Raw genomic sequence first — 13865 nt, forward strand, 5'->3', positions numbered from 1 at the left:
GCGTCACCGTCCGCACCGATCCCCAGACAAGGGATACGGAGCGAACAAGCATGAACAACGAAATGGAACTGATGCTGAAGGGCTATGGTCTCACCACGGCCCAGATCCTCTATCGCCTGCCCGACCATCCGTTGCTGCTGCAGACCTATGTCTGGCAGCAATACGATCTGGCGCCGGACTTTCCAGAAATGAAGGGCTTCCTTCGCTTCTGGCAGGACAAGATCGAAGGGCCGATTCATTCTGTCCAGTATGTTCATCAGAAGATGATAGGCGCCAGCGAATGGCGCGCCCTGAAGGGCGAATTCATCCTGCATTGAGGTCGCACGGTCAGACGTGCGCATCGCCATGCGACAGTTCGCCATCTTCGGGATCGCGGTACAAAACCGCGATAAGAATTGCGAGATAGAATAGCCCGACCGCAGCCAGAATGATGAGGCCATGAATTGGCCCCAGATGCGCATTCGCAACCACTTGCCCGAAGCTAGTCACAAACTCGACGGGCACTTCGTCAGGCTGCAATTTCGGGCTTGAGATCTTCAGCGTCCAGGCCAGCAACAATATCACGTACATCCAGCCATAGTTGCGCCGGATGCGTCGAAACAGTGCCTCGCGATATTCGATCAGAAACACCGGCTTGCGCAGGCTGTCGGCTATGACTTCCGCCCAGTTGCTTTTCAACTCCGGCCGCGGGCAAAGCGCCTGCGCAAAATAATGACGCTCCAACTGCCTAACCCGCGCGCGGTAGACATCGAAAAAACGATATCGTCGCGCTTCGATCATCAGGAATACCGATATCAGAAGCATGGCGAACAGGATGACGCCATGATGTGACGTTGGCGTTGAGAGCGAAACCGACAGTAGACCTGCGACCACCGTCATTGACCAGTTGGATGTCCGGTCTATGCGATCGCGCCAACTGGTCATGCGCCCCATTTCTCCACGATAATAGTGGATGATCATATTGGCTTTTTCCGCAGAAGTAGCCGGCAATGTCGGCGCAGTTCCCGAAGCCGCCGTAGCCGCCGACGGTTCGATGCTGACGTGTTTTGCTTCCAGCTCTCCAGACATGACATCCTAACCCCGATAGCGCCTTCCTTGCCATACTCTACCAGTCCGGCAAAGATGCGGCAGGCCCAACTATCTCGCCTCCACATTGCCATTCCGGCGCCGAGCAGCTAGAGCCACAGCCAAGGGCCGGAAAGCGGCCGAGACCACAAGGAGCCGCAATGGCCAAGATCGACGAAGAAGCATTGGCCGAGGCCTATAATCGCGCGCTGGCGCTCGAAAAATCCGGAGACATCGACGCTGCCGTAAAAGCCTATGCCGAAGTGCTGGACATTGATCCCGAGGATCACGGTGGAGCATCTGTCCGTATCGCGGCACTCGGGCGTGGCGATGCACCACCCAAAGCGCCCGACGCCTATGTCGAAACGCTCTTTGACCAGCATGCCGAAGCCTTCGAGGACATCCTCGTCGAGCAGCTTGGTTATGCCGTGCCAGCATTGGTGCGCCAGCGCCTCCAGACACTTGGCCTCGGCCCATTCAAGCGCATGCTTGATCTGGGATGTGGCACCGGCCTCACTGGCGGCACCCTGCGCGACATGGTCGATGACATCACCGGCATAGATATCTCTGAAAACATGGTCGAAATCGCCCATGAAAAGGATCTCTACGAGACCCTGTATGTCGCGGAAATCGAAGATTTTCTCGAAGATAATGACGACAAGGCCTTCGACCTGGTCACCGCGACCGACGTACTGCCTTATCTCGGGGCGCTGGAGCCGCTGTTCTTCGGCGCAGCGGAAAACATGGTCGACGGTGGCCTGTTCATCTTCTCGTCCGAGACACGCCCGGCCGACGTCATGGCCGGCCGTCCCTACATGGTCGGTCCGCACCAGCGCTTCATCCACGCCGAGGACTATGTCCGCGAACGCCTGGCCGCCACCGGCTTTGAAATCGTCGAAATCATCGACATCAACGTGCGCATGCAGGACGGCGAACCGTCTCCCGGTCACCTGGTCATTGCTAAAAAGAAGTAGCCGCAATCGAGGATTGCTATATGCAACCACAGGGCGTCACCGATTGGTGGCGCCCTTTTTTGTTCTTGCTAGGCTTTCCCGCAAATGGGGGATGGCAAATGCAAACATTGGCTGTGATTTGGGCATCACTGAAAGAGTTCCTGACCACTGAATCGATCTTGGTGGCCATTGCGATGGCCGCAACCACAGTCATCGGTCTGATCTTCGGTCGATACGAGATCAGATTGCGCCGCCTACGAATGATCCGCGACTACATTGCCGCCTTTCCGACTACGGCTGGCGGCGATGGCGCACAGGGCATAAATCCATCATTCGAGTTTGTCCGGACGAAATACTCGGCTGACGTCGAGCCATACGCGCCGCCCCCGGAAGCATCCAGAACGCCGCCAAATGGAGAACCCGGGGCAAAGGAAAACGCTGACGAACTGGTCTCCCAGATCACCGCCACCATCGAGCAGACACATCGTTTTGGGCGCCAGCACGATCGCCAGTTGCTCTTGTCATCGTTGCCCTACGCACTTGTCGTGATGACCGGATTCTATATTTCACTCATCCCTTTGTGCAGCATGATCAATGCCACCTGTACGCAGGATCTGGTGCTCAGCCTATTCATCACCGGCGGATTGCCGGGATCTGGCGGTGCAGAAGCAAACCAGACAATCCGGATTGCAGCAGAAAACACCGCGACAGTTGCAGCCTTTGCCTTCATCGGCGCCTATGTCGCTTCGCTCCGTTATCTGGTCAAGGCTCTCGCCGTCTTCGACCTGTCTGCTTACACCTTCATCCGCCAGGCCGCGATGATCGTCGTCTCCGTCCTCGTCACGATCATCCTTTACCGAGCCTTGCCCAATCCACTTCTTGCAATTGCGGATTTCGCAAAGCCGCCATCGAATAACACGCCGATCACGATTAATCCGGGTATCCCGCTGATCTGGATCCTGCTGGCACTGTGTTTCGGCCTCTTGCCGGAAAGCGCAATACAATTTGCCTTGCTTAAGTCGACCAGCGTTATCAATTGGATCAAGCAGACCGACGACCGATTCAAGGACTGGACAAGGGTCATACCACTCGATGCAATCGATGGCATAGACTACTTCACCCGGTTCCGATTGGAGGAATGCGGCATCTCCGAAGTCCAGTCGCTCGCGACCTACAATCCGATCATGCTGCACATCGAAACACCTTATGGCATTTACCAGGCCATAGATTGGATCGCACAGGCGCAACTTTGCTGCGTTGTCGGACTGGACCGCTTCCTGCTGCTACGCCAGTTCAACGTCCGGACCATTTTTGATCTGGAACGCGCGTTGAAGCAGGATCGAAAGCTAGCGGCCGACGAACAGCAAGCAATCGACAAGTTCGACCGGATTTATGCTGCTGTTCTCTTCGCGCCCAACAACCTGTTGCAAGGCATTCAGACCACGAGCAACGCAAAATTCCTGATCCCTGGTGACGAAGCAGGACAGGTGCGGGAAGTGGATGCAGGAGAGTTCAGCCGTTGGGCATTGTCCTCGATTACGGGCACAGCGAAAGACGCCTCCCGCGCTATCGAACACCTGATGGACTGGATCGGTGATGATCTGCACGTTCGTCGCCTGCGGCGTCTATGGAACGAGATTTCCGGACGCCTCGGTCCCTTGTCTCTCACCTTGTTGAGCGATGACGATATCCGTAAAAATGCGGGCGCGCCCGTCAAACAGTAAACTCCACCGATCGTCTTCCCCTCTCCACAACCTTGCGCTATGCCTTGTGCCGACATTTTCGCAGGCAGGGAGCATGGGCATGGCAAGGGTCGCATTCATCGGTTTGGGCGTCATGGGATATCCGATGGCGGGGCATCTGAAAGCCAAGGGCGGCCATGATGTGACCGTCTACAACCGCACCACCGCCAAGGCAGAAGCCTGGGTGAAGCAGCACGGCGGCCGCCACGCGCTCATCCCGGCCGAAGCAGCCAAAGATGCGGATTTCGTGTTTACCTGTGTCGGCAATGACGACGATCTGCGCTCCGTCACCATCGGCGAAAATGGCGTCCTGTCCGGCATGAAGCCAGGCGCGATCCTGATCGACAACACGACGGCCTCTGCCGAAGTGGCGCGCGAACTGGCGATGGCTGCCGAAGCGAAAGGCTGCGGCTTCATCGACGCCCCAGTGTCGGGCGGTCAGGCAGGCGCCGAAAACGGCGTGTTGACTGTGATGTGCGGCGGCGATGACAAGACCTTCGAACAGGCAAAGCCGGTCATCGAGGCCTTTGCCCGGATGGTCGGCCTGATGGGGCCGACTGGCGCCGGCCAGCTGACCAAGATGGTCAACCAGATTTGCATCGCCGGCCTTGTCCAGGGCCTCGCGGAGGGGATTCACTTTGGCAAGAAAGCCGGCTTGGACATTGAAAAGGTTATCGAAGTTATCTCCAAAGGCGCGGCTGGCTCTTGGCAGATGGAGAACCGTCACAAGACCATGGCCGCCGGTAAATACGACTTCGGCTTTGCCGTCGACTGGATGCGCAAGGATCTCGACATCGTATTGACGGAAGCCAAGAGCAACGGGGCAACCTTACCCGTCACGGCACTGGTCGATCAGTTCTATGGCGAGGTGCAGAAACTCGGCGGCAAGCGCTGGGATACGTCGTCCCTGCTGGCGCGGCTCGAGAAATGACACCCGGGCCGCAGTCAACGACCAAAGATCTCATTGCGCATCTGAAAAGCGTGCGCGACGATCAGCAAGTCAGGACTATGGCCCGCTTCGCCATTGCCACCGAAACCGCACTGGGCATATCAAATCCCACCCTGCAGAAGATCGCCCGTCAGATCGGGAAAAATCATTCCCGCGCACTGGAACTCTGGCAAAGCGGCATGCGCGATGCACGCATGTTGGCAATTTACACCGCTGATCCAGGAAAAATGACCAGTTCCGATGTCCAGTCCTGGGCCGCGGACTTCAATTCATGGGAAATCGTCGATGCCGCAGCCGATCTGCTGACCGAGTTGCCTGACTGGCAAGGTCTGGTCGCACACTTTGCCGACGACGATCGCGAATATGTGCGGAGGGCTGCGTTTGCGATGATCGCCGGCGCCTGCGTTCACAACAAATCTGAGCCAGACGCCACCTTCCTCGCTTTTCTGGCACTGATCGAGCGACATCGCGGTGATCCGCGCAACTTCGTCAAGAAATCGGTGAACTGGGCCTTGCGCAATATCGGCAAGCGCAATCTGGCCTGCCATGGCCCCGCACTTGCCTGCGCGGAACGCCTGGCCGAAAGCGGCGATAAGACCGCGCGCTGGATTGGACGGGAAGCCATCAAGGAATTGACGAGCGAAAAGATTCTCGCCCGTCATCGAAAAAGCCCGGCGGCTTAATCCTCGTTCGACTTGTTGTTGTCGAGCATCATGTAGTCCAGCGGCAGCTCGGTCGTGTACTTGATCTGCTCCATGGCGAAGGCAGAAGACACGTCGCGGATTTCGATCCTGGCAATCATGCGCTTGTAGAACGCGTCATATGCCGCGATGTCGGGAACGACCACGCGCAGGAGATAGTCGACATCACCGCTCATGCGGTAGAACTCGACCACTTCCGGAAATTCCGACACGACCTCCGAAAACCGCTTCAACCATTCGATCGAATGGCTCGACGTGCGGATCGAAACAAAAACCGTCACCTTGGTATTGACCTTGGCCGGATCGAGAAGCGCCACCCGACGGCGGATCACGCCGTCTTCCTCCATCTTCTGGATGCGTCGCCAGCACGGTGTGGTCGACAATCCGACCTTCTTTGCGAGGTCGGCAACTGCCAGGGTGGAGTCTTCCTGGAGAATGCGAAGAATTTTGCGGTCGAGACGGTCCATGACGGGTCCTGAAAAACTGATTTTCTCAGATATACCGGGATTCGCTCAAATTAAGGAAAATTATTTCGATCTATCAACAGCGAAACCTCTCGCCTCAGCGCCGGCAATACCTCCGCCTCGAACCACGGATGTTTCTTCAGCCATCCGGTATTGCGCCAGCTCGGATGCGGCAAGGCCAGCACCCGTGGCCCCGGAACATTGCCATGAAGGAAATCACGCCAGTGTTCGACCGTCTCCGTCATGGTCCTGCGACGCCGACCGCCCAGATGCCAGGCCTGGGCGTATTGACCGATCGCCAGGATGAGTTCGATCTGAGGCATCGCATCCATCGCCGCCTGGCGCCATTGCGGTGCACATTCGCGCCGGGGCGGCAGGTCATGCCCCTGCGTATTGTATCCCGGAAAGCAGAAGCCCATCGGCACGATGGCAAACAGCGATCTGTCGTAGAAGGTCTCCCGATCGACATCGAGCCACTGCCGCAAGCGATCGCCGGACGCATCATTGAACGGAATCCCCGTCTCCTGCACCCGCAGACCGGGTGCCTGACCGGCAATCAGGATCCGCGCGGTCTTCGACAGATAAGCCACCGGCCGGGGTTCGTGCGGCAGTCGATCGGCATCACCGCCCGCCGGGCAGTCACGACAGATCCGGCATTGGGCGATCGCTCGCCCGAGAACGTCAACCTGATCAGCCATCAATTGCCTCAAGCGAACAGGAGCGTTTCTCTTGCGTCTGACGAACTCTGCCGGTCACGCGATCATTTCCCCCACCAGGTGCCAATTCGTTCGACTACGTATGTCAGAAACCCGTCCGTTGGCTCCATCTCCTCCAACTGCCGGGCCCGGCGCCAATCAGACGGCATGTCGAAAGTTCCGCCCCAAATTCCCCGCTGATCTCCCCGAGCTTCAGCCTGGGCTGCGAGATAGCCACCGTCGGCCACAACAAGGCCCTGGCGCACCAATTCCTCCGCCAAATCCGTCTCGCCACTCTTGCAACGAACCAGTAGCCGCCCGTATTTATCCTGCCCGCTGGCCGCGCATACCCAATCGGCGCCATCCAGCATCCCGGCCAGCCCGTCGCGCGCCGCGTTTCCGCAATCATAGATTCTGCTGTCGCCCGTACACCGCTGGCCAAGTTCCGGCGCATCGACATCGAGAAGCCTGAAACGATTGCCATCTGCCGAAAGCGTATCGCCGTCCACCACATGAAACGGACCGACAATGTCCGTGACGGCGCTCTGCTCAAGCTTCGCAATGATGATCAACACCAGTGCCAGCATGCACAGACCCACAACTGCGTCATGCAACCGCCATCTGGACACCGCCACATTCTCTCCCATTTCGACAACGAATCCTTTGCGCATATGGCAAACAAATCCTTCCATGACAGGATCTTCTTAAGAAATGGCCGATAAGCTTGCTGTAAGTCAGCGGTAGAAAATCTTCCCAGTGATGAGTAACGGCGTACCAACATCCACCGACAAGAACATTGTCGACCTGACGCGCTCCCACCACAGCCGGGCCGCGGCGAAAGCCGTGCGCACGACCCGTGAGCGCCTGCAGTCGGATCAAGGTGTCTCTCCCGCATTCGATGTCGAAATCCTCGGTATGCATCTGTCTGCGACCCTCCAGGGCGCCGCCGTGATGCCGGCCATCCTGTTGCTCGTCACTGGAATTGGCACATATCTCACATCAGAGCCGCGTCTCTTTCTCTGGGCGATTTTCGCGCTCAGCATGCACGCACTCTGCATCCTGGTCGTCAAACGCGCCTCAAAGACAGTCATCACGCCGGAAAATCACAAACGCTGGCGACAGTTCCTGCTCGCGGGTCAGGTCGCGATGGGCTGCTCCTGGGCGATTTTTGCCACCCAGCAATGCGCCACCTGCGGCGGCAGCGGCTTTGTCTTTTTCAAAGGGGCCGTGCTGCTGCTGGTCCTTTCGGTCACCGCAATGGCCAATATGCTGCTTCGCCAGGCCGTCTTGTTCGGCTTCCTCCCGACGGTTGCGGCACTCGTCTATCTCTCCCTGACCAGTCGCCAGATGCTCGACCTCGGCCTGACGGCGGTATTCACCACGGCGCTGATCTTCTTCATCTACATCACCAACCGTTTGCATCAGGCGAATTTGAAGCTGCTCTCCTTCCAGACGGAGAAGGACGACCTGATCGCCGAACTGGAAGTGGCAAAGTCTCTGTCCGACGAGGCCCGCCGTCGCGCCGAAGAGGCGAATATGGCAAAGTCGCGCTTCCTCGCATCGATGTCGCATGAACTGCGCACGCCGCTGAACGCGATCCTGGGCTTCTCCGAGGTGATGGCAACCGAAATCCTGGGACCGCTGAACAACCCGCTTTACAAGGAATATGCCGGCGACATCCACCGCTCGGGCAAACATCTCCTCGAACTGATCAACGAAATCCTCGACCTGTCGCGTATCGAAGCTGGCAAGTATGAGCTGAGCGAAGAGGTTGTCTCGCTGCTGGAGCTTGCGGAAGACGGCATCGGCATGATCCAGCTCAGGGCGAAATCGAAGAATATCCGCATCGAGGAACAGTTCGAACCCAACCTGCCCTCCGTCTGGGCCGACGAAAAAGCCATGCGCCAGGTTGTCTTGAACCTGCTATCGAATGCCGTGAAGTTTACCCCCCAGGGCGGCGAGATCATCGTCAAGGCAGGCTGGACCGCAGGCGGCGGTCAGTATGTCTCCATCCGTGACAACGGTCCCGGCATACCGGAAAACGAAATTCCCGTCGTGCTCTCGGCTTTCGGCCAGGGTTCGATCGCCATCAAGAGCGCCGAGCAAGGCACCGGCCTTGGATTGCCGATCGTTCAGGCAATCCTCGCCAAGCATGGCGGGGAATTCAAGCTCAAGTCGAAATTGCGCGAAGGCACGGAAGTCATTGCCATCCTGCCATCAAGCCGCGTCCTGGAAAGCCTTCCCGCAGTCAGCGAAGCCAAGGCCGTCGAGCCACGGCGCCGCCAGTTTGCCTGATCAGAGATAGGCGATCAGGCGTGAGCCGATGACGTAGCCGACCAGCAATGCATTTGCGACGATCAGGCAGAAGACTGCAAACGATCCAAGATCCTTGGCATTGCGCCCGACTGTCGAAATCTCAGGCGAGATCCGATCGACAAGCTCCTCGATCGCCGTGTTCAACGCTTCCACGCAAAACATCAGCAACATCAGGATCAGGAAGCCGAGATATTCGAGGACAGTCGCGCCAACCAGCGCAAACAGGCCCAGACCGACGACCAGAGCCAGGAGTTCATGCCGGAAAGCGGCTTCGCCGATCAGCCGGCGAAATCCTTGCGAGGAATACTGACCGGCAGCGAAGAGATGCGCGATGCCGGTCTTCTTCTGGATGATCTCGGCCGCGAGGGGTTCGTTCGCCGCCCACACTTTTTTCTGCTTAGCCATGGGTCTTGTTGCTCACGCCCGCCTGATCGAAGGTCGCCATGCCGGAATGGCAGGCGGCTGCAGCCTTGACGATACCGGCTGCGAGGGCCGCACCCGTCCCCTCGCCCAGCCGCATGCCAAGCGCCAGGAGCGGCGTCTTGCCAAGCTTTTCGATCGCCTTCAGATGGCCCGGCTCGCCCGACACATGACCGATCAGGCAATGATCGAGCGCCGCCGGATTGGCAGCCTTGAGGATCGACGCAGCGGCTGTCGCGACATAACCGTCGATCAGAACCGGAATTTTCTCCATGCGCGCCGCAAGGATCGCACCCGCCATGGCAGCGATTTCACGCCCACCGAGCCGGCGCATGATTTCGAGCGGATCGTTCAGGTGTTCCTTGTGGAACGCGACAGCCTGCTTGACGGCTGCGATCTTGCGCTGCAGCACGTCGCCTTCCGAACCCGTGCCCGGCCCAACCCAGTCTTCGGCCTCACCGCCGTAGAGCGCAAGGTTGATGGCAGCGGCGATCGTCGTATTGCCAATACCCATCTCACCGATGCACAGCAGGTCGGTGCCGCCGGCAATCGCTTCCATGCCGAAGGCCATGGTGGCCGCGCAATCGCGCTCGGACAGCGCCGGTTCGCTGGTGATGTCGCCTGTCGGATAGTCGAGCGCCAGATCGAAAATCTTCAGCCCCAGGTCATAGGTCACGCAGATCTGGTTGATCGCAGCACCGCCGGCGGCAAAGTTCTCGACCATCTGCTGGGTCACGGAAGGCGGAAATGGCGTGATGCCGTGCTTGGTGACGCCATGATTGCCAGCGAAAATTGCCACCAGCGGGCGGGTGACCGCCGGCGGCCGGCCCGACCATGCCGCAAGCCACATTGCGATTTCCTCAAGCCGTCCCAATGCACCAGGCGGCTTGGTCAACTGACGGTCACGATCGCGCGCGGCAACCAGGGCAGCGGCGTTGGGTCCCGGCAGATCGCGCAACAGGGCGCGGAAATCGTCGAATGGCAGGCCGGTAACGGTCATGAGGCGAGCTTCCTTGTAATCTTCCAGCAAATCAGGCTTTGTGGCCTCTCTCATACTGGCCACGGCCACCTGTCTCAACTTAAAAAGCGGCAGATGCGGTCGCCATTTCACCGGACGACGATAAATGCTGGATTGGCGCGCCTACATCGATGAAACAGCAAGGGCAGTTTCGTTTCTGAGCCGCCTGCCCGTCCCCGATCGTTGTTTCACCGGCCATGACGGCAGCCTCTCACGGACCGCCGCTGCATTCCCGCTCGCCGGACTGTTGATCGCGCTACCCTCCGCCTTCGTTCTGTGGCTGTCTCAGATGCTCAGTGCCGATGCCACCATAGCGGCACTGCTGACGATTGCGGTCAATGTCGCAATCACCGGCGCCCTGCATGAGGACGGCCTCTCGGATACGGCCGATGGCCTTGGCGGCGGCCATGATCGTGAAAAAGCCCTGACGATCATGAAGGATAGCCGCATCGGCACCTATGGCGCCCTCGCCCTGATCCTGTCGATTGCACTGAGGACGACAGCGCTTGCGGCACTGTGCACCCCCGGCGCCAATACGCCCGCCATCGCCGCATGGCTGGCCGGGGCAAGCCTAAGTCGCGGACTGATGGCATGGCACTGGTCCGCCCTTCCGAGCGCGCGGGTCGAGGGTGTGGCATCGCGAGCGGGTGCGCCGGGCAAGCAGATCGCCAATCTAGCGCTTGTGCTGGGCGGTGCACTGGCCATCGCGCTCGGCTGGCTCACTCTACCCCTTGCACCACTGCTTGCCGCCGTGTGCGTCTCCGGAGCGATCAGCTACGTTTTTACCGCTCGCATCCGCCATCGGCTCGGTGGACAGACCGGTGACACGATCGGCGCCTGCCAGCAATTTGCCGAGATCGGCTTCCTCGTCACTCTTGCCATCGCCCTTTAGGCAAACGATATAAGGAAATCGACTGGAAGGCCGCGATGGAATCACCCTGCATTCTGATCTGTTCGATCGACGACAAGACCGGCTATTGCTTCGGCTGCGGACGCACGCGCGATGAAATCGGTAGCTGGACCGCCTATTCGGACATGGAGCGCCGCACCATCATGGCAACGCTCCCGGCACGGCTCGAAACGGTCGAAAGAAAACCCCGTCGCGAAACCCGTCGCACCCGCTTGTCCCGTGAGCGCGAGGCCGGCTGATGCGCCTGATGATAGTTCTGGCGATTCTCGGATTTGGCCTCGCTGTACTGGTTTTCAATCATGACGTGGGGCAGAGTTTCGGTATCAGCAACGATGATTTCGGCAGCCTCGTCGCGACCCTCCCGATCATGCTGATGCTGTCCGCTGGAATCGTCGCAAGCCGCCGCACGCTCGGCCAGAGCATCAGGCAACTGGCGATCTGGGTGCTGATCACAATGGTGCTGGTGACGGGCTATCTCTATCGCAACGATTTCAGCGCAGTTGGCGAACGTATACTGGCCGGCTTGATGCCCGGCAGGGCAGTGAGCGTGACGACGGCAGACGGCGCGACCGAAGTCATCCTGCACAAGTCGCTGGGCGGTCACTTTGAAACCACCATCGAAGTCGGCCCGGTCTCCGTCCCGGTTCTGATCGACACGGGCGCAAGCTCGGTTGCCCTGCGCTTTGAAGACGCCGTGCGCATTGGCATAGATCCGGCAACGATCAATTTCACCCGCACCGTGATGACCGCCAACGGCCGCGCCGCGGCGGCGCCCGTTCGCATCCCTGAAATTCGTCTCGGACCGATTGCCCGCACCAATGTCGAAGGCGTGGTGCTGGAGGAAGGCAAGCTCGACCAGAGCCTGCTCGGCATGAGCTTTCTGTCGACGCTGGGATCGCTGCAGATGCAGACCGATGAATTGCGGCTGCGCGACTGAGGTCCTCAGGGCCGCAGCTTGTAGCCCGTCCTGAAGATCCAGGCGAGAAAGCCGAGGCACATCAGCAGGAACACGCTGACCATGGCAAGACTCGTCAGCGGATGCACGTCCGAAACCTCGAAGAAGCTCCAGCGAAAACCGCTGACCAGATATAGCACGGGATTGAAATGGCTGACCGTCTGCCAGAACGGCGGCAGCATGTTCACCGAATAGAACGTGCCGCCGAGGAACGTCAGTGGCGGCACCACCAGCATGGGCACCAGGCTCAACTGCTCGAAGTTTTTCGCCCAGATGCCGATGATAAAGCCGGCAAGGCTGAATGTCACAGCCGTCAGCAGCATGAAGAACAGCATCAGGAAGGGATGGGCGATGGAAAGGTCGACGAAAAAAGCCGCGGTTGCCAGAATGATCAGCGCAATCATCATCCCCTTGGTGGCTGCCGCCCCGACATATCCGATCAGGATCTCGCTCATCGCCACCGGCGCCGACAGGATCTCGTAAATCGTGCCGGTGAACTTTGGAAAATAGATCCCGCTCGAGCCGTTCGAGATGCACTGGGTAATCAGCGTCAGCATGATCAGGCCGGGCGTAATGAAACCGCCATAGGGCACGCCCTCGACTTCCTGCATGCGCGAACCAACCGCCGCGCCGAAGACGATAAAATAGAGTGCGATGGACAGAACCGGCGAAATCACGCTCTGAAGCAGGGTGCGCCGGGTGCGTGCCATCTCGTAAAAGTAGATGGCCTTGATCGCCTCGATATTCATTGAGCTTCTCCGATCAGCGAGACGAAAATGTCCTCAAGCGACGTCTGGTGCGTCGAAAGGTCGTCGAAACCGATGCCGGCGGCATCGACATCCTGCAGCAGCCGGGCAATGGCACCGTGATTGCTGCCAAGCTCGTAGCCATAGATCAGCTGGTCGCCAGGCTCGCTCAGATTTAGATTCCATTTCGAAAGGCTTGCAGGAATTTCTTCAAGCCGCGAATGAAGCTGAATAGTCAGTTGTTTCTTGCCAAGCTTGCGCATCAGCGTGTTTTTGTCCTCAACCAGCAGCAGCTTGCCCCGGTTGATCACGCCGATCCGATCGGCGATTTCCTGCGCCTCTTCAATATAATGGGTTGTCAGGATGATCGTGACGCCGGTCTGCCTGAGGCGTGACACGAGCTGCCACATGTCCTTGCGCAACGCGACATCGACACCCGCCGTCGGCTCGTCGAGGAACAGAATACGCGGCTCGTGGGACAACGCCTTGGCAATCAGCACACGCCGCTTCATACCGCCGGAAAGCTCACGCAGCGCATTGTTGCGTTTCTCGAACAGCGTCAATTCCCGCAAGAGCGACTCGACCAATTCGGGGTTCGGCTTCTTGCCGTTCAGTCCCCTCGAAAAGCTGACTGTGTTGACGACGGTCTCGAACATGTCGGTCGTCAATTCCTGGGGCACCAGACCGATCTCTCCGCGAGTCTTGCGGAAATCCTTGACCACATCGTGGCCTGAGACCAGTACCTGCCCGCTCGAGGGATTGGTAATGCCGCAGACGATTGAAATCAGGGTCGTCTTGCCCGCACCATTCGGCCCGAGCAATGCGATGATTTCGCCCTCCTCGATATCGAGGCTGACATTGTCGAGTGCTTTAAAACCGTTGGAATAGATCTTGGACAGGGAACGGATGGAAATGATTGGCGCCATTGGCG

At 58.8% G+C, this 13865-nt stretch carries 17 protein-coding genes; 9 read left to right on the forward strand and 8 right to left on the reverse strand.

Annotation, left to right across the window (positions count from 1 at the left end; translation table 11 throughout):
* Positions 1-50 precede the first annotated feature (50 nt).
* Complete coding sequence (locus IM739_RS14260) at positions 51-317, forward strand: usg protein (RefSeq protein ID WP_237368375.1); 267 nt, start codon at positions 51-53, stop codon at positions 315-317.
* Between the two features lie 10 nt (positions 318-327).
* Here the strand turns inward: IM739_RS14260 and IM739_RS14265 are convergent, their stop codons facing one another.
* Entirely contained in the window at positions 328-1068 is a 741-nt protein-coding gene (locus tag IM739_RS14265; protein WP_442981046.1) for a DUF2270 domain-containing protein, read from the reverse strand.
* 158 nt (positions 1069-1226) lie between these two features.
* Between IM739_RS14265 and IM739_RS14270 the strand changes: the two genes are divergently transcribed.
* From IM739_RS14270 to IM739_RS14285, 4 genes are all read left to right on the forward strand, one after another.
* On the forward strand, positions 1227-2039 hold the full coding sequence (locus tag IM739_RS14270) for a methyltransferase domain-containing protein (protein WP_237368376.1): 813 nt from the start codon (positions 1227-1229) through the stop codon (positions 2037-2039).
* A gap of 20 nt (positions 2040-2059) precedes the next feature.
* Positions 2060-3742 (forward strand): hypothetical protein, encoded by a 1683-nt coding sequence (locus IM739_RS14275; protein WP_237368377.1) that lies wholly within the window; start codon positions 2060-2062, stop codon positions 3740-3742.
* A 73-nt stretch (positions 3743-3815) separates the two neighbouring features.
* Complete coding sequence (locus tag IM739_RS14280; protein ID WP_272911318.1) at positions 3816-4691, forward strand: NAD(P)-dependent oxidoreductase; 876 nt, start codon at positions 3816-3818, stop codon at positions 4689-4691.
* The gene (locus IM739_RS14285) at positions 4688-5392 is read left to right on the forward strand and encodes a DNA alkylation repair protein (protein WP_237368379.1); all 705 of its coding nucleotides are present in this window, start codon (positions 4688-4690) and stop codon (positions 5390-5392) included. Before IM739_RS14280 ends, IM739_RS14285 begins: the two co-directional genes overlap by 4 nt.
* Here the strand turns inward: IM739_RS14285 and IM739_RS14290 are convergent.
* The 3 genes from IM739_RS14290 to IM739_RS14300 all read right to left on the reverse strand — a co-directional run bounded on the left by IM739_RS14290 (position 5389) and on the right by IM739_RS14300 (position 7261).
* Positions 5389-5877: an Lrp/AsnC family transcriptional regulator gene (locus IM739_RS14290; RefSeq protein ID WP_159948143.1), complete on the reverse strand. Its 489-nt coding sequence runs from the start codon at positions 5875-5877 to the stop codon at positions 5389-5391. The genes IM739_RS14285 and IM739_RS14290 overlap by 4 nt on opposite strands.
* 50 nt (positions 5878-5927) lie before the next feature.
* Positions 5928-6572 (reverse strand): uracil-DNA glycosylase family protein, encoded by a 645-nt coding sequence (locus IM739_RS14295; RefSeq protein WP_237368380.1) that lies wholly within the window; start codon positions 6570-6572, stop codon positions 5928-5930.
* Positions 6573-6634: 62 nt separating this feature from the next.
* A complete protein-coding gene (locus IM739_RS14300; protein ID WP_237368381.1) occupies positions 6635-7261 on the reverse strand; it encodes a thermonuclease family protein in 627 nt (208 codons plus the stop codon).
* Between the two features lie 67 nt (positions 7262-7328).
* On the opposite strand from IM739_RS14300, the gene IM739_RS14305 reads away from it, so the two are divergent.
* The gene (locus IM739_RS14305) at positions 7329-8864 is read left to right on the forward strand and encodes a sensor histidine kinase (RefSeq protein WP_237368382.1); all 1536 of its coding nucleotides are present in this window, start codon (positions 7329-7331) and stop codon (positions 8862-8864) included.
* Here IM739_RS14305 and IM739_RS14310 read toward each other — a convergent pair whose 3' ends face one another.
* Positions 8865-9290, reverse strand: a complete 426-nt coding sequence (locus tag IM739_RS14310) for a diacylglycerol kinase (protein ID WP_237368383.1) — start codon at positions 9288-9290, stop codon at positions 8865-8867.
* Positions 9283-10305 carry a nicotinate-nucleotide--dimethylbenzimidazole phosphoribosyltransferase gene (gene cobT / locus IM739_RS14315; protein ID WP_237368384.1) on the reverse strand — a complete coding sequence of 341 codons (1023 nt, stop codon included), beginning with the start codon at positions 10303-10305 and terminating at the stop codon, positions 9283-9285. Before cobT ends, IM739_RS14310 begins: the two co-directional genes overlap by 8 nt.
* A gap of 124 nt (positions 10306-10429) precedes the next feature.
* Here cobT and cobS point away from each other — a divergent pair, with 124 nt between their 5' ends.
* Genes cobS through IM739_RS14330 form a run of 3 tightly spaced genes read left to right on the forward strand, consistent with a single transcriptional unit; the run spans position 10430 to position 12170 of the window.
* The gene (cobS, locus tag IM739_RS14320; protein WP_237368385.1) at positions 10430-11215 is read left to right on the forward strand and encodes an adenosylcobinamide-GDP ribazoletransferase; all 786 of its coding nucleotides are present in this window, start codon (positions 10430-10432) and stop codon (positions 11213-11215) included.
* Between the two features lie 35 nt (positions 11216-11250).
* On the forward strand, positions 11251-11472 hold the full coding sequence (locus tag IM739_RS14325; RefSeq protein WP_237368386.1) for a DUF1289 domain-containing protein: 222 nt from the start codon (positions 11251-11253) through the stop codon (positions 11470-11472).
* Positions 11469-12170 carry a TIGR02281 family clan AA aspartic protease gene (locus tag IM739_RS14330; protein ID WP_237371079.1) on the forward strand — a complete coding sequence of 234 codons (702 nt, stop codon included), beginning with the start codon at positions 11469-11471 and terminating at the stop codon, positions 12168-12170. Before IM739_RS14325 ends, IM739_RS14330 begins: the two co-directional genes overlap by 4 nt.
* Positions 12171-12175: 5 nt before the next feature.
* Here IM739_RS14330 and IM739_RS14335 read toward each other — a convergent pair whose 3' ends face one another.
* Together IM739_RS14335 and IM739_RS14340 are read right to left on the reverse strand one after the other, a co-directional pair.
* Positions 12176-12937, reverse strand: coding sequence for an ABC transporter permease (locus IM739_RS14335; RefSeq protein ID WP_237368387.1), 762 nt, complete (start codon positions 12935-12937; stop codon positions 12176-12178).
* A complete protein-coding gene (locus IM739_RS14340; protein WP_237368388.1) occupies positions 12934-13860 on the reverse strand; it encodes an ABC transporter ATP-binding protein in 927 nt (308 codons plus the stop codon). The genes IM739_RS14335 and IM739_RS14340 overlap by 4 nt, the downstream gene beginning before the upstream one ends.
* Positions 13861-13865: the final 5 nt, after the last annotated feature.

It is taken from the genome of Rhizobium sp. SL42, assembly GCF_021729845.1.
GTDB lineage: Bacteria > Pseudomonadota > Alphaproteobacteria > Rhizobiales > Rhizobiaceae > Allorhizobium.

Bases quoted from the DNA above. Each gene is read 5' to 3' on its own strand.
- IM739_RS14260 (WP_237368375.1), top strand. From the start codon at position 51: ATGAACAACGAAATGGAACTGATGCTGAAGGGCTATGGTCTCACCACG.
- IM739_RS14265 (WP_442981046.1), bottom strand. From the start codon at position 1,068: ATGTCTGGAGAGCTGGAAGCAAAACACGTCAGCATCGAACCGTCGGCG.
- IM739_RS14270 (WP_237368376.1), top strand. From the start codon at position 1,227: ATGGCCAAGATCGACGAAGAAGCATTGGCCGAGGCCTATAATCGCGCG.
- IM739_RS14275 (WP_237368377.1), top strand. From the start codon at position 2,060: ATGCAACCACAGGGCGTCACCGATTGGTGGCGCCCTTTTTTGTTCTTG.
- IM739_RS14280 (WP_272911318.1), top strand. From the start codon at position 3,816: ATGGGCATGGCAAGGGTCGCATTCATCGGTTTGGGCGTCATGGGATAT.
- IM739_RS14285 (WP_237368379.1), top strand. From the start codon at position 4,688: ATGACACCCGGGCCGCAGTCAACGACCAAAGATCTCATTGCGCATCTG.
- IM739_RS14290 (WP_159948143.1), bottom strand. From the start codon at position 5,877: ATGGACCGTCTCGACCGCAAAATTCTTCGCATTCTCCAGGAAGACTCC.
- IM739_RS14295 (WP_237368380.1), bottom strand. From the start codon at position 6,572: ATGGCTGATCAGGTTGACGTTCTCGGGCGAGCGATCGCCCAATGCCGG.
- IM739_RS14300 (WP_237368381.1), bottom strand. From the start codon at position 7,261: ATGGAAGGATTTGTTTGCCATATGCGCAAAGGATTCGTTGTCGAAATG.
- IM739_RS14305 (WP_237368382.1), top strand. From the start codon at position 7,329: ATGAGTAACGGCGTACCAACATCCACCGACAAGAACATTGTCGACCTG.
- IM739_RS14310 (WP_237368383.1), bottom strand. From the start codon at position 9,290: ATGGCTAAGCAGAAAAAAGTGTGGGCGGCGAACGAACCCCTCGCGGCC.
- cobT (WP_237368384.1), bottom strand. From the start codon at position 10,305: ATGACCGTTACCGGCCTGCCATTCGACGATTTCCGCGCCCTGTTGCGC.
- cobS (WP_237368385.1), top strand. From the start codon at position 10,430: ATGCTGGATTGGCGCGCCTACATCGATGAAACAGCAAGGGCAGTTTCG.
- IM739_RS14325 (WP_237368386.1), top strand. From the start codon at position 11,251: ATGGAATCACCCTGCATTCTGATCTGTTCGATCGACGACAAGACCGGC.
- IM739_RS14335 (WP_237368387.1), bottom strand. From the start codon at position 12,937: ATGAATATCGAGGCGATCAAGGCCATCTACTTTTACGAGATGGCACGC.
- IM739_RS14340 (WP_237368388.1), bottom strand. From the start codon at position 13,860: ATGGCGCCAATCATTTCCATCCGTTCCCTGTCCAAGATCTATTCCAAC.